This is a genomic window from Nocardioides phosphati (assembly GCF_014646375.1).
Classification (GTDB): domain Bacteria; phylum Actinomycetota; class Actinomycetes; order Propionibacteriales; family Nocardioidaceae; genus Nocardioides; species Nocardioides phosphati.
In genome coordinates, this window is record NZ_BMNI01000011.1 from 23,576 (window position 1) to 38,410 (window position 14,835).

Genomic DNA, 14,835 nt, shown 5'->3' on the forward strand with positions numbered 1-14,835 from the left:
CGGAACGACGCGGACACATGTCTGTGACATGACGTGCAACACATGCGCCGGAGAGGCCGGCGACGCGGGACCCCCTCAGGCGAGGAGCCGGGGCCACGGTGGCTCAGAAGGTCTGGCCGGTGAGCTTCTCGTAGGCCTCGACGTACTTGGCGCGGGTCAGCTCGATCACCTCGGCGGGCAGCGCCGGCGGCTGCTCGCCCGACTTCTTGTCCCAGCCGGACTCGGCCGAGGTGAGCCAGTTGCGCACGATCTGCTTGTCGAAGCTGGGCTGGGTCTGGCCGGGCCTCCACGCGTCGGCGGGCCAGAAGCGGCTCGAGTCGGGAGTCAGCACCTCGTCGGCGAGCACCAGCTCACCCGACGCGCCCCGGCCGAACTCGAACTTCGTGTCGGCCAGGATGATCCCGCGCTCGCGGGCGATCTGCTCGGCGCGGCCGTAGACGTCGAGCGTCGCTGCCCGGAGCGCGGAGGCGTCGGCCTCACCGACGGTGGCGACGACCGCGTCGTACGAGACGTTCTCGTCGTGGTCGCCGACGGCGGCCTTCGTCGCAGGGGTGAAGATCGGCTCGGGCAGGCGCGAGCCGTCGACGAGGCCGGCCGGCAGCGCGATGCCGCAGACCTCGCCCGTCGCCTCGTAGTCACCGAGGCCGGAGCCGGTGAGGTAGCCGCGGGCCACACACTCGACCGGGAACATCTCCAGGCTCCGGACGACGACCGCGCGGCCCTTGACCGCCTCGGGCACGTCGGTGGAGAGGACGTGGTGCGGCACGCCGAGCGTCTCGAACCACCACAGCGACATCCGCGTGAGGATCTCGCCCTTGTCCGGGATCGTGCTCGACAGCACGAAGTCGTACGCCGAGATGCGGTCGCTGGCCACCATGAGCAGGTTGCCGGCGTGCTCGCCCTCGTCGATCCGGTAGAGGTCGCGGACCTTGCCCGAGTGCAGGTGCGTCGTGCCCGGGATCGCCGGTGCCGGCGGGATGTTCAGCATGGGCACGAGGGTAGTCGGCGAGGCTGCCTAGGCTGGCGCCATGTCCGTCGTGAAGATCAACGCCATCCACGTCCCCGCCGAGGCCGGCGCCGAGCTCGAGAAGCGCTTCGCCGCGCGCGCCGGCGCCGTCGAGGGCTCGCCCGGCTTCCTCTGCTTCCAGCTGCTCCGACCGGTGAGCGGCGACGACCGCTACTTCGTCGTCACGCAGTGGGAGTCGGAGGAGGCGTTCGCCGCCTGGCGCGACGGCGACGCTCGCGCCGCACACGCCTCAGCCCCGGGCGAGGCGCCCAGGAAGCCGGTCGCCACCGGCGCCGACCTGCTCGAGTTCGAGGTCGTGCTGGACGTGAAGCCGGCCGGGTAGACCGGCCCCGCGGCGCAGGGTCAGCTGAAGTACGCGCGGGTGTCGCGCTCGAGCGCGGCGAAGTCGAGCTTCCGCGCGACGGCGAAGAGTGCGGTCCGCAGCGGCGCCGGCCCCTTGGGCTCAGCGACGAACTCCCACAGGAACTCGCAGCCGCCACCCGCCGTCGGGGTGACGGTGTAGCGCTCGCCGAACCGCCGGAACAGCGGCAGGTTGGTCGACACGAACGTGAACGCCGTGACCCGCGTGGCCTCGTCCCAGACGATGTAGCGCTCCTGCGCGAGCAGGCCGTTGGCGGCCCGGACCTCGCGCAGCGTGCCGACGCCGAACGGGCGCGGCGACTTCCACGTCACCCTGCGCAGCCCGCGGCACCAGTGGAGCGCACGCTCGCCGTGGAGCTCGTCGAAGACCTCGGCGGCGGACCGCTTCGTCCGGACCGTGAAGCGGTGCGTGAACGGCTGGCCGACCTCGAAGTCGGCATCGGCCACGGGCTGGAGCGGGAACGACGGCATGACCGCATCCTGTCCTATCGCTCAGCCGCCGGGTGACAGGGAGGCCGCGATCCGCTCCGGCGCGTCCCCGAGACCGAGCAGCAGGGTGTGGAGCAGCGCCAGCGGACCCCCCTCGAGCGGCGGCATCTCGTCGAGATAGCCCGAGAGACGCGCCAGCGCGAGCCCGTGCAGCGAGACCCAGGCCTCCACCGCCGCGGAGTACGGCGTCGCCCGGGTCAGGCGGCCGGCGCGGTAGGCGCGGCGTACCGCCTCGTGCAGGACCTCGAACGCCGCCGCGCCGAGCAGGAGCTGGTCGCCGGTCTGGCGACGGCCCGCCAGCGGCGACACCGCATAGATGACGCGGTAGAGGTCCGGGCGGGCGTCGGCGAACCCGAGGTACGCGACCGCGATCCGGCGGAGGTCTGCCACCGGGTCGTCACTCGCACCGACCTCCTCGAGCTCCGCGCCGAGCAGCCGGAACCCCTGCTCGACGACGGAGACGACCAGGCCGTCCAGCGAGCCGAACTCGGAGTACACCGCCATCGTCGAGGCGCCGTACGCGTGCGCCACCTTGCGCGTCGACACCGCCTCGGGACCCTCTTCCTCCAGCAAGCGCAGGGCGACGCGGGTGAGCTCCTCACGCCGGGAGGACGGGCGACTGGACACGACTCGACCCTAGTGGCTGCGTGTGCGACGTCACCGTTCCACCGGGTGTCCGCGACTCGGAGCAGCACTTATCGTTGCGTTGTATCACACCGTTATAGGGAGAGTTGATGGCAACGCCCACCTCGCGCGTCCGGGCGGCCGCTGGAGCACTGCTCGTGCTCGCGGTCGCGTTCTACGCACCACTGTCGTTCACCTACTTCTGGAACGGCCACTCCGGCCCCAACCTCCAGGACGATGTCTTCAAGCTGCTGATCTCGCCGACGTTCGCGTTCGGACACGGCTCCGGTCATGACGTGCGGCCGGACACCCACGAGGCCCACTTCGCGACCTTCGCGTCGACGTACGTGACCATGTGGATCCACTCGGTCGTGGGCACCACCGCGCTGGTCGCCGGCCTCTCGCAGTTCTCGGAGCGGCTCCGTCGCGCGCGGCCCGGAGTGCACCGCACGCTGGGCAAGGTCTTCCTCCTGTGCTGCCTCGGCGTCGCGGCGACGGCGGCGTCGTACCTGCTGCAGACGCCGGCCACCGACGTCTTCTCCGGCAGGGTCTTCGAGGAGGTCCTCTGGATCCTCGCTGCCGGCACGGCCGGACTGGCGCTGCTCGCCTTCGTGTCGATCCGCCGTCGGGATCTGGTCGCGCACCGCGAGTTCGCGACCGCAGCCTTCGCGCTGATCTGCTCGGCCGGCTGGCTCCGCCTCGAGTGGATGTCCGTGAGCCTCTTCTGGCAGCCCGGCAAGGAGATGCTGAACCTGTTCGGGATCCAGTTCGCCGCGACCTTCCTGATCACCTGCTCGATGCTCTACGTGCAGAAGTTCTGGAAGGGCAACCGTCGCGCCGACAGCCCGCTGGCGACGACGGGCGCGCTCCGCATCGCCGCCGCCGTCGGCGCCCCCGGCATCGTGGCCCTCGCCGTGCTCGCGGCGACCACGACCGACTGGTCGGCGCCGCACGCGTACTGGTTCACCCCGGGCTGGGCGCCCGTCGTCGTCGGCTGCTTCCTGCCGTACGTCGTGCACACGGCGTGGCTCGCCCGGATGGCACGGCAGGCGCAGCAGCGGGGCAACGGCTCCGCTGCCGCCGCGTGGCGCACGTACCTGGCAGGGGCGCTGGTCGCCCCCACCACGGGCGCCCTGGCCTACGGGTTCGGCGTGCTCGTCCACGGCATGAACACCCAGGAGGCCTGGTACATGGTCGGCTACCTCTGGGGCGGCACCCTCGTCCTCGCCTACGTCGCACACGCGACGGTCACGACCCGGTGGGCCAGGCGGGCCACACCCACACCCGCCACTGCCGGCGGGGAGCTGCAGCCCGCCTGAGCCGCCCGGCGTCAGCCGGCCGCCTCCCGGGCGGCCGGCACGCCGCGGTCGTCCCGCTCGTCCCCGGCACACGGGTCCGCGCTCTCGTCACGCTGCACGGAGAGGACGAAGTCGTCGCCGTGCTCGGTGACGCCGGCGATGACGGCCTGCTCGACCGCCTCGACGGCGTACGTGCGACGGACCATGAGCGGGTCGGAGCGGAGGTCGCGGACCAGCGCGACGCTGAGCCCGACCATCACCACGACGAACGGCAGCGCCGCGACGATGGTGATCGTCTGCAGGCCGGTGAGCGCGTCCTCGCCACCGACGAGGAGCATGACCGCACCGACGGCGCCGGTCGCGACGCCCCAGAAGACGACCGTCCAGCGCGACGGCTCCAGCGTGCCGCGCTCGGAGAGCGAGCCCATCACGATCGAGGCCGCGTCGGCGCCGGAGACGAAGAAGATCGCGACGAGCGCCATGACCACGATGCTGCTCACGGTCGCCAGCGGGTAGTGGTCGAGCGTCATGAAGAGCTGCGACTCGACACCGCCGGCGCCCGCGATGTCGGTGCCGTGCTTCTGCAGGTCGATGGCGGCGCCGCCGAAGATGCAGAACCAGACCAGGCTGACCAGGCTGGGCACGAGCAGCACGCCGCTCACGAACTGGCGGATCGTGCGGCCACGGGAGATCCGGGCCAGGAACATGCCGACGAACGGCGTCCACGAGAGCCACCAGGCCCAGTAGAAGATCGTCCAGGTCGAGAGCCAGTCACTCGTCGCGGAGCCCTCGGCGCCAGTGCGCGCGGCCATCATCGCCAGGTCCTGCACGTAGGAGCCGAGCGCGGTCGGCACCAGGTCGAGGATGAAGACGGTCGGGCCGGCGACGAAGACGAAGAGCGCGAGCGCGACCGCCAGCACCATGTTGACGCTGGAGAGCCACTGGATCCCCTTGGCGACGCCCGAGACAGCCGAGACGACGAACGCGGCGGTCAGCACCGCGATGATCATGACGAGTACGCCGTTGCCGACCGGCCCCGCACCGGAGACGATCTCGAGGCCACTGCGGATCTGCAGGGCACCGAGGCCGAGCGAGGCCGCCGAGCCGAAGAGCGTCGCGAAGATCGCGAGCATGTCGATGACCTTGCCCGCGGGGCCGTGCGCGTGGCGGCCGAGGAGCGGCTCGAAGGCGGCACTGATCAGTTGCAGGCGGCCGCGGCGGTAGACGCCGTACGCGATGGCCAGGCCGACGACGGCGTAGATCGCCCACGGGTGGAGCGTCCAGTGGAAGAGCGTGGTCGCCATCGCGTTCTGGATCGCTTCGGGGTTGCCTGCCTCGCCGGTGCCGGGCGGCGGGGTGACGAAGTGGGTGATGGGCTCGCTGACGCCGTAGAACATCAGGCCGATGCCCATGCCGGCGCTGAACATCATCGCGATCCACGGGACCGTGCGGAACTCCGGCTCCTCGCCGTCACGGCCGAGCGTGATGCTGCCGAAGCGGCCCAGCGCCAGCCAGATGACGAAGACGACGCAGCCGCTCGACGCGAGCACGAAGAGCCAGCCGGTGTTGGCCATCACCCAGCCCAGCGAGTGGCTGGAGACGTCGGCCAGGGCCGAGGTGTTGACGAAGCCCCACACCAGGAAGGCGAGCGCGAGAGCCGCCGTGACACCGAAGACGACCCGGTCGAGGCCTCCCGTGTCCACGAGCTGCTCGTCGGGCACCGCGAAGTCGAGGGCCGGGTGGGCCTGGTGCTCCGGGTGCGGGATGTCCGCCGGGGTGTCGTCGGGGTCTGGCTGCCGAGGTCGTCCGAGATCCAGGGTCAACGTTTCAGGGCGTCAGGGACGCCGTCCTCCTCGAGGGGTGCGTGGATGCGTCCCCTCGACCGTGCCCCATCTCCCGAAAAGAATGCAAGTCGCGCAACGAGAAGCGCGATGCGCAACTCGCTCTCGGGCAGAGGATTGCCGAGCGGGCCGCACTCAGCGGGCGACGGCGAAGGCGTCCACTCGCGCTCCGCCCTTGCCTACGCGTACGAACTTCACTGTGCCGGAGCGAGGCATTGCCATCGTCACGAGGACACGCCTGCTCGACGTCGCCGCCAGGCTGATCCGCCCGGCCTTGACGCCTCCGACATAGACATCGACGTAACCCTGACGGACGCCCTTGACGACCCAGACTCCGAGCGTCGCACCCACGTTGGTCGCGCGATGGACGAGCGTTGCGCGCGCACCAAGCGAGGTGTACGTGCCGTAGAGCGCGCCTGACCAGGTCGAGCGGGTGCCAGCAGACAGGACGAGCGCCCGATCGTCGATGGCCACCGCTGTGCAACGCGCGGCCGACCAGCCGGACACGTTTCCTGCATGGTCACGCGCCCGAAACCGGAGGCACCAGTCGCTACCGCGCACGGCAGCATGGGTGAACGACGTCGCAGAGGTCGCCAAGGCCGCATCCGTCCAGGGCCCGAGAGTGTGTCCAGGTGCAGCCGACTTGGTCTGGACGTCGTACGTCGCGACACCGGACCCGGTATCCGACGCCGCGTAGCGCCAGCTGAGCTTGCCCGAGGCGTCAGTCCGGCCGAATCGCGGGCCACCAGCGAGCGCCGCCAGCGTCGGGGCGGTCGTGTCGGGCTTCACCGTCGGCGCCGCGCCGAGCCACGGCAGGTTGGCGACCGAGACCCAGAGGTTGTGGTCTCGGAACGCGATCCGCTTCGAACCTGCCTCGTCGACCGAGAAGTCCGTGCTGATGCCGTTCGTGTCGTACGCCAAGGACCCGACGAACCTGGTGACGTGGTCCGGCGTCAGGTCAGCAGCGAACAGGAACGTGCGTACGGCGTCGTCCGAGTCGGGGAACTCCGGCCAGGCCACGAAGTCGGAGCCGAGCTGGGGCGGGTCGAGCGGCGCGCGGCCTGGATTGCGCGGGGACACCGGGAGTGCCCATGTCGCGACGACACCGAGCGTGTCGACCACGCTCCAGGCGCCACTACATCGAACAAGAGCCCAGCGTCCCCTGGCCTGGACTGTGTAGCAGTAGGACAGGCCGGTCGGGATCGTGCGGACGGGCGTCGTCGCATCATCCACATCGCGGCCCGACAACACGCCGTCCGGCGAGATGGTCCACAGCCAGGAACCATCGCCTGCGGCCGCCCCGAGGCGTCCGGACCACAGCACCTCACCGGTCGCGACTCGCTGCACCTGAGCCGCGTCGGTGGACGCGTTCTCGAATACCCCCTGCACGAGGCTGCCACCGTGAGCGAGCGTGAAACCCGATCCCGTGATGGTTCGCGACCCACCCGGCCAGCTCAAGGTCCAGTCGTCATCTGTGCCGGCGACACGTTCAAGGCGCGTGCCACCCGCAGTCAGCCCGAGCGGCGCGGTCGGCGTCCATGAGCCGGATCCATCAGCCGGGATCTCGGAAGCAGAATCGTTCCAGGCTGCGGCCACGGAGCCGTCGAACCGGAGGTCCGACGCTTGCTCGTAGAACGGCGGGAGCGTGAGCGGAAGATCCGGCTCACCAGCGGAGACGACCCGGATCTCGCGCGGGTACCGAGACCGCTCTCCGACCGCCACCCGTCCGTCGCCGAGTGCTACTGCGTTGTACACGTCCGAGGCCACGGACTCCGCAGCGCCGAGATCGGCACCCACCGCGGTCATGACCGGGTGCTGGGTGGCGCCGTCGTACCAGGCGAATCCGTCGCCATAGGCCACAGGCTGGCCCGTGAACCCCGGAGCGTCCGCGACCGAACCGCCACCCATCTCACCCGTGGCGAGATCGGTCCATCGAACCGTGAGACCCGACGAATCGCCATACATCGAGTAGGCGCGGCGGGGGCCGACAACGACCCACTGGTCCCACCGGCCGTTGGACGGCCCGGCGATCACGCGCGACGTGGCCGCGGAGAGGTCGATCTCGGCCAGGACCTGCGGATCGCTTCCATCGAAGACGAACATCTTCGACCCCGCGACGCGGCGGACGGAGGGCCAATAGCCGACGGTCACCCCCGCCACGTCGGCGACGGTTCCGTCGGCGCGGCGCACGCGTAGGCCGAACCTGTTGTTGCCGACCCAGAAGGTCGTCAGGACGGCCCGATCTCCGACGCCGAGCAACGCTTCGCCCGACGGAATCACGGTCGAGCCGTCAACGGCCCCCGTCAGAACGTTCCGGAACGAGACCTCGCCTCGATTCGAGGCAGCGGGGTCCTCGACGAACGTCGCCAGGTCATCGCCAGCGATGTCGACACGCGTCACGCCCGCCGGAAGGCGACCAGTCCACACCGTCGCCGAGTCAGCGACCCGCCGGACAGCGAGGGCGCCGGGCTGCTCGAGATCGACGGGGCCCGCTCCGGCGTGGACAACGTACGAGGGCGACGCGGCAACTACACGTGCATCCATCGGCGCCGTCGACTCGACGAGGGGCATCTGATGGATGTCGGCGGACGGAACCGCCGGCGCCGTCGTCGCCAGTGCGGGGGCGCCCACCCCGACGGAGGCCACCACCACTACGCACGCCACAAGCCGGCCGAACATTCCACGCCCCCGTTCCACGCGCGGCACAGACGCGCGCGACTGGCGATTCTAGGATGAGATCCCCGCAATCACTCAGTTCTCCGGAACGTCCCTGCCTCAGCAGGCACGGTTGCGACGCCCGGAGCCACGTCCGGAATATCGGGAGATGCCAGGACCCGGGTTTCGATTGACCAAGACCCGGGTTTCGACGGGATCAGGTCAGAGGATGGCGCCCGGGTTGTACGCCGCCGCCTCGGGGTGCTTCGCGACCAGGGCCTCGACCTTGGCGACGACCGTGCGGACCTGGTCGACCGCGGCACCGGTGAACTCGATCGGGTTCGCGACGAGCGCGTCGATCTGCTCGCGGGTCAGGCCGAGCTCCTCGGAGGCGGCCAGCTTGGCGAAGACGTCGTTGTCGACCTGGCCCTGGCGCATCGCCAGCGCGGTGCCGACGGCGGCCTCCTTGATCACCTCGTGGGCGGTCTCGCGGCCGACGCCGTTGCGGACCGCGCTCATCAGGACCTTGGTGGTCGTGAGGAACGGGAGGTAGCGGTCGAGCTCGCGCTGGATGACCGCCGGGAAGGCGCCGAACTCGTCGAGCACGGTGAGGAAGGTCTGGAACAGCCCGTCGACGGCGAAGAACGCGTCGGGCAGCGCCACGCGGCGTACGACGGAGCAGGAGACGTCACCCTCGTTCCACTGGTCACCGGCGAGCTCGCCGACCATGGAGAGGTAGCCACGGGTGATGACGGCGAGGCCGTTGACGCGCTCGCAGGAGCGGGTGTTCATCTTGTGCGGCATCGCGGACGAGCCGACCTGGCCCTCCTTGAAGCCCTCGGTCACGAGCTCGATGCCGGCCATCAGCCGGATCGTCGTGGCGAGGTTGGACGGGCCCGCGGTGATCTGCACGAGCGCGGAGAGCGTGTCGAAGTCGAGGCTGCGCGGGTAGACCTGGCCGACGCTCGTGAAGAGCTGGGCGAAGCCGAGGTGGGTCGCGACCCGCTGCTCGAGGTCGGCCAGTTTGTCGGCGTCACCGCCGAGCAGGTCGAGCATGTCCTGGGCGGTGCCCATCGGGCCCTTGATGCCACGCAGCGGGTAGCGCGCCATCAGCTCCTCGAGGCGCTGGACGCCGGTGAGCATCTCGTCGGCGACGGTCGCGAAGCGCTTGCCGAGGGTCGTGGCCTGGGCGGCGACGTTGTGGCTGCGGCCGGCCATGACCGTCGCCTCGTGCTCGGAGGCCAGCCGCGCGAGGCGGGCGAGCGTGGCGACGGCGCGGTCACGGATCAGGCCGAGGGAGGAGAGGACCTGGAGCTGCTCGACGTTCTCGGTGAGGTCGCGCGAGGTCATGCCCTTGTGGATGTGCTCGTGGCCGGCGAGGGCGCAGAACTCCTCGATGCGCGCCTTCACGTCGTGGCGGGTGACGCGCTCACGGTCGGCGATCGACTGCAGGTCGACCTTGTCGACGACCGCCTCGTAGGCCTCGATGACGCCGTCGGGGATCTCGATGCCGAGGTCCTTCTGGGCCTTCATCACCGCGATCCAGAGCTGGCGCTCGAGCACGATCTTGTGCTCGGGGCTCCAGATGGCGGCGAGGTCGGCAGCGGCGTAACGGGTGGCAAGAACGTTGGGCACGGTCACGGTGGGAGATTCTCCCACGCGTACGGCGTGCCTCCGAACCGGCGACCGGTTGACGGGTGGCGCGGGAGGGCCGGCGAGGTCAGCCCTCGAGGACGGCGGCGCCCTCGATGACGCCGAGGGGCTCGGCGGCGATGTCGGAGCGGCGCTGCATGCCCGGGAACGAGATCAGGTCAGCAGCGGCATAGGCCCGCGCGCGGGCGTCGGCGATGTCGTAGCCGAGCGCGCGTACGGCGAGGACGCGACCGCCGGCGGTGACCAGGTGGCGGTGCGTCGGCTCCTCGGGCGTGGAGGCGTCGACGATCGCGGTGCCGGCGTGGATCACGTCGACGTCGGAGACCAGGTTGGCGTTGCCGACGCCGCTGATGACGTCGCCCTTCGACGACGACTCCGGATAGCCGGCGGAGGCGAGCACGACGGTCACCGACGCACCGTCGCGGAAGACGGGCGGCTCGACCTCGTGCAGGCGGCCCTCGGCGGCGGCCAGCAGCAGCTCGCCGGCACCGGACTCGAGCAGCGCGAGCACCGGCTGGATGTCCGGGTCGCCGAAGCGCACGTTGAACTCGATGACCCGCGGGCCGGCATCGGTGAGCGCGAGGCCGACGTACAGGCAGCCACGGAACGGCGTGCCGCGGCGCGCCATCTCGTCGAGGGTCGGCTGGACGACGGTGGCGATCACGATCTCGCGCAGGTCGGCGGGGGCCCACGGCAGCGGGCTGTAGGACCCCATGCCGCCGGTGTTGCCACCGCGGCCGCCGTCGAAGATCCGCTTGAAGTCCTGCGCGGGCTGGAGCGCGTAGGCCGTCGCGCCGTCGCACACCGCGAAGACCGAGACCTCGGGGCCCTTGAGGAACTCCTCGATGACGACTCGGCCGCACGCCTCCGCGTGGGCCAGCGCCTCGGCGCGGTCGTTGGTGACCACGACGCCCTTGCCGGCGGCGAGCGCGTCGTCCTTCACGACGTACGGCGCACCGAAGGTGTCGAGCGCCTCCGCCGCCTCCGCGGGGGTGGCGCAGGTGAAGGAGCGGGCGGTCGGGACGCCGGCAGCGTCCATCACCGCCTTGGAGAACGCCTTGGAGCCCTCGAGCTGCGCGGCGTCCTTCGACGGGCCGAAGACCGCGATGCCGGCGTCGGTCACCGCGTCGGCGACGCCCGCGACGAGCGGGGCCTCCGGACCGACCACGACGAGGTCGGCGCCGATCTCCTGCGCGAGCGCCGCGACGGCCGCTCCGTCCATCAGGTCGACGTCGTGGAGCGTGGCGATCGCGCCGATGCCCGGGTTGCCCGGAGCGGCGTGCACCTCGCTCACCTGGGGGTCGCGCGAGAGGGCGAGCGCGAGCGCGTGCTCACGGCCGCCGGTGCCGATGACGAGGGTCTTCACGGGCCGGGAGTCTACGGCGAGGCGCGGACGGGGCCGCACTCCGCCTCAGTCGGCGTGGGCGTGCGCAGCGCCGGTCGAGGGCCACCAGAGCCGCGGACCGACCAGCGCAGCGAACGCCGGCACGACCAGCGTGCGGACCACGAACGTGTCGAGCAGCAGGCCCATGCCGATCGTGAAGCCGATCTGGGTCAGCGTCACGACGCTGCCGGACATCATCGCGAACACGCTCGCGGCGAAGATCAGGCCGGCCGCGGTGATCACGCCACCGGTGACCGCGAGCGCACGCGCCACCCCCTCGGGAGCACCGTCGGGCGCCTCGTCGCGGATCCGTTTGATCAGCAGCATGTTGTAGTCCGCGCCGACCGCGACGAGCAGCACGAACGCGATCGACGGCACCGTCCAGTCCAGCGGCTTGTCGAGCAGCATCTGCCAGACGAGGACGCCGAGGCCCATCGCCGCGGCGTACGACAGGATCACCGAGCCGAGCAGGAAGAGCGACGCGACGACGCTGCGCAGCAGCACCAGCAGGATCACCAGGACCACGAGCAGCGCCACCCCCGCCACCATGCGGAAGTCCGTGGTGGACAGGTCGCGGATGTCGGCGAGCGACGACGGCATGCCGGCCGACTCGACGGTGCTGCCGGCCAGCGGCCCGTCGGCGAGCGCCAGCCGCACCGTGTCGCGGAGCGCCGAGCTGCGGTCGATGGAGGCGTTGCCGAAGGCGTCGGTCGAGCCGACGACGACCAGCCGCGCGGAGTGGCCGTCGGCGCTCATGAAGAGCCCGCGCGCCATCGCGAAGCGCTTGTCGTCGAACGCCGCCGGCGGCAGGTAGAAGCCACCGATCGCCGGGTCGCGGGTGGCCTGCGACGTCTCCTCCAGGTACGACGAGGCATCACCCAGGCCGCTGCCGAGCTGGCCCATCTTCCCGGCCACCTGGTTCGTCCCGTCGGCGACCTTGCCGGCGCCGTCGGCCACCTGGTCCGCACCGTCGGCGAGGTCACCGAGCTTGCCGGCGAGGGTGGCCTGCCCGGCGCGCAGCTGCGCGGCGCCCGCGTCGGCGCGGTCGAGCCCGGCCTGGATCCGGGCGAGGCCGGACTCGAGGTCGGTCGCGCCGGAGGCGATCGCCCGGGCCCCGGCGACCGCGTCGCGCAGGCCGGGGAGGAGCTGGTCGCGCTCGCCCACCCAGATCTGCCGGATGCCCTCACGGGCCTGACGGCAGGCGGGGTCGATGCCGCAGGTGAGGCTCTTGCTCCTCAGCGCGTCGTAGGCGAGGCCGAGGCCGTCGACCGCGACCTGCGCGTTGTCGAGGCCGTCGGCGAGACCGTCGGCGAGGCGGGCCGCGCCGGCACGCAGTCGCGCTGCACCGTCCTTCGCGTCGTCGACGCCGTCGGCGAGGCGCGTGATGCCGCTGGAGAGGTCGTTCGCGCCGGACAGCAGGCGGTCGACGCCGTCGACCGCGCGCGAGGCGCCGTCAGCCACCTGACCCGCGCCGCCGCTGAGCCGGCTCGCGCCCGCGTCGAGGCGCGAGGCGTCCTTCGCCCCGGTCGAGACCTGCTGCGAGGCCTTGCCGAGCCGCTTGCCGGCGACGCCCATCTGGTAGCCGAGCGAGGCCTGCCGGATCGGCGTACCGAGGGGGCGGGAGACGGTGCGCACCGACTCGACGCCGTGCAGCCGCGCGACCGAGCCTGCGGCCTGCTCGATCGCCGCGATGTCGCGGGCGTTGCGCATGTCGTGGTCGCTGGTGATCAGGACGTAGTCGGCGAGCACCTCGTTGGCTGGGTAGTGGTCGGCGAGCAGCCGGTAGCCGACGTTGCTCCCGGTGTCGTCGGGCTGCACGCGGCGCTGGTCGTAGCCGAGGTCCATCAGCGGGAAGAGCGACGCCAGCAGGAGCAGCGGCAGCAGGCCGAGGGCGAGGACCTTCGCCGGCTGCGCCACGACGTACGCCGCGACGCCGGCCCAGCGCGACTCCGAGGTGGTCGGCCGCGGGTCGATCCAGCCCCGCGGGCCGACCAGCGCGAGGAGCGCGGGCAGGAGCGTGAGGCAGAGCAGGAGGGCCAGCGCGACGGCGAGCGCGATCGCGGGGCCGGTGGTGCTGAACATGCCGATCTCGGCGAGGCCCATGGCCAGCGTCGCCAGCACCACGGTGAGGGCCGAGCCGACGATGACGGAGGCGACCTTGACGGTCGCGTCGAGGGCGGCCGCGCGCGCGTCGACGCCCGCACGCCGCTGCTCGTGGAAGCGGCTCAGCAGGAAGATCGCGTAGTCGGTCGCCGAGCCGAGCACGATCGCGGTCACGAACGACGCGGTGAACGTCGAGACGTGGAACCAGCCGAGATGGCCGCCGACCGCCGCGATGCCGCGCCCGGCGCCGAGGGCGGCGCCGATGAAGCCGAGGACGAGCGCGGTCACACCGACGGAGCGGTAGAGCAGGAAGAGGATGATCGCGATCAGCCCGACGGTGATCACGGTGATCTTGCGGATGTCGTGCTCGATGGTGTCCTGCGTGTCCGCGATCGTCGCCGCAGGCCCGGTGACGGCGACATCGAGGCCGGAGGGCACCTGCCCGGCGACGATGTCACGCAGCTCGTGGATCTGCTGCGAGCTCTGCGGGGTGCCGACGTCGGCCGGCAGCCCGACCTGGAGGTAGACCGCCTCGTGGTCCTTGCTGACCACGCCCTCCCAGATGCCCGGGGCCGCGACGTCGGTGACGGCCGTGGCCTCCTTGTGCTGCTTGTCGATGCGGTGGGCGAGCTGTCCGAACCACGCCCGGTCGGCCCGGGTCAGGCCGCCGTCCCGCTCGCCCGCGACGAAGACGACGGACCGGGTGTGACCGGTCCCGAACGCCTTGTCCATGTGCGTGTACGCCGTGATCGACGGTGCGTGCGCCGGGACGAACGCGGTGTTGTCCTCGGCGATCACCTTCTCCAGCTGCGGCACGCCGACGTTGAGTCCGACGATGACGGCCAGCCAGAGCAGCACCACGTAGGGGGCGCGGTGCACGGCGAAGCGGGCGATGGTCTGCATCAGGCAGTGGCCTTCATGAGGGCGAACGAGAGGCGCTCACGCAGCCACCCGTCGCGACGGGCGGGGACGACGAAGCGCGACGAGCGGGCGAGGAAGGCACGGCCCGCGGCGGCGGCGGTCGCCAGCGGGGCGTCGAGCGCGACCAGGCCGGCGGCCACCGCGACGGTGCGGTGCAGGTGCGCGTTGGCGCGCGCGAGCGCCGGCTCGTCGGCGTACGTCTGCAGGAGGCGGTGTACGCCGGGGAGCTCGTCGGCGACCGCCTGCCAGGCCTCGGGGATCGACGCCTCGGGGATGTCGTGGAGCTCGAGGGCCAGGTCGATCCGGCCAGCGAGGCGGCGGGCGAAGAGGTCGTGGAGCGCCAGGAGCAGGCCGTCACGGTCGGCGAAGAGCTCGGCGAGTGAGGGCGACCAGGGCAGGTCGCCGCCGGCGTCGAGCGTGGTGACGACGTCGCGCAGGGCGTCGGTGCGGCGGTGGTGGATCTCCCAGGCGTTCATGACG

11 protein-coding genes are annotated in these 14,835 nt (G+C 71.5%); 2 read left to right on the forward strand and 9 right to left on the reverse strand.

Annotated features, from left to right (window positions below):
- Positions 1 to 103: 103 nt before the first annotated feature.
- Positions 104 to 988, reverse strand: a complete 885-nt coding sequence (locus IEX47_RS15745; protein WP_188784973.1) for a phosphoribosylaminoimidazolesuccinocarboxamide synthase — start codon at positions 986 to 988, stop codon at positions 104 to 106.
- Between the two features lie 40 nt (positions 989 to 1,028).
- Here IEX47_RS15745 and IEX47_RS15750 point away from each other — a divergent pair, with 40 nt between their 5' ends.
- Entirely contained in the window at positions 1,029 to 1,349 is a 321-nt protein-coding gene (locus IEX47_RS15750; protein WP_188784974.1) for an antibiotic biosynthesis monooxygenase family protein, read from the forward strand.
- A gap of 20 nt (positions 1,350 to 1,369) precedes the next feature.
- Here IEX47_RS15750 and IEX47_RS15755 read toward each other — a convergent pair whose 3' ends face one another.
- A complete protein-coding gene (locus tag IEX47_RS15755; RefSeq protein WP_188784975.1) occupies positions 1,370 to 1,858 on the reverse strand; it encodes an SRPBCC family protein in 489 nt (162 codons plus the stop codon).
- Positions 1,859 to 1,879: 21 nt separating this feature from the next.
- Positions 1,880 to 2,503, reverse strand: coding sequence for a TetR/AcrR family transcriptional regulator (locus tag IEX47_RS15760; protein ID WP_188784976.1), 624 nt, complete (start codon positions 2,501 to 2,503; stop codon positions 1,880 to 1,882).
- A 107-nt stretch (positions 2,504 to 2,610) separates the two neighbouring features.
- On the opposite strand from IEX47_RS15760, the gene IEX47_RS15765 reads away from it, so the two are divergent.
- The gene (locus IEX47_RS15765; protein ID WP_188784977.1) at positions 2,611 to 3,819 is read left to right on the forward strand and encodes a DUF2306 domain-containing protein; all 1,209 of its coding nucleotides are present in this window, start codon (positions 2,611 to 2,613) and stop codon (positions 3,817 to 3,819) included.
- An 11-nt stretch (positions 3,820 to 3,830) separates the two neighbouring features.
- On the opposite strand, the gene IEX47_RS15770 is transcribed toward IEX47_RS15765, so the two are convergent.
- From IEX47_RS15770 to IEX47_RS15795, 6 genes are all read right to left on the reverse strand, one after another.
- Complete coding sequence (locus tag IEX47_RS15770; RefSeq protein WP_229662927.1) at positions 3,831 to 5,621, reverse strand: BCCT family transporter; 1,791 nt, start codon at positions 5,619 to 5,621, stop codon at positions 3,831 to 3,833.
- Positions 5,622 to 5,774: 153 nt separating this feature from the next.
- Complete coding sequence (locus IEX47_RS15775; protein WP_188784978.1) at positions 5,775 to 8,039, reverse strand: hypothetical protein; 2,265 nt, start codon at positions 8,037 to 8,039, stop codon at positions 5,775 to 5,777.
- A 477-nt stretch (positions 8,040 to 8,516) separates the two neighbouring features.
- Positions 8,517 to 9,935: an adenylosuccinate lyase gene (gene purB, locus IEX47_RS15780; protein WP_188784979.1), complete on the reverse strand. Its 1,419-nt coding sequence runs from the start codon at positions 9,933 to 9,935 to the stop codon at positions 8,517 to 8,519.
- 79 nt (positions 9,936 to 10,014) lie between these two features.
- Complete coding sequence (purD, locus tag IEX47_RS15785) at positions 10,015 to 11,313, reverse strand: phosphoribosylamine--glycine ligase (protein WP_188784980.1); 1,299 nt, start codon at positions 11,311 to 11,313, stop codon at positions 10,015 to 10,017.
- A 45-nt stretch (positions 11,314 to 11,358) separates the two neighbouring features.
- Complete coding sequence (locus IEX47_RS15790) at positions 11,359 to 14,337, reverse strand: efflux RND transporter permease subunit (protein WP_188784981.1); 2,979 nt, start codon at positions 14,335 to 14,337, stop codon at positions 11,359 to 11,361.
- Positions 14,337 to 14,831 carry a hypothetical protein gene (locus IEX47_RS15795; RefSeq protein ID WP_188784982.1) on the reverse strand — a complete coding sequence of 165 codons (495 nt, stop codon included), beginning with the start codon at positions 14,829 to 14,831 and terminating at the stop codon, positions 14,337 to 14,339. The genes IEX47_RS15790 and IEX47_RS15795 overlap by 1 nt, the downstream gene beginning before the upstream one ends.
- Positions 14,832 to 14,835: the final 4 nt, after the last annotated feature.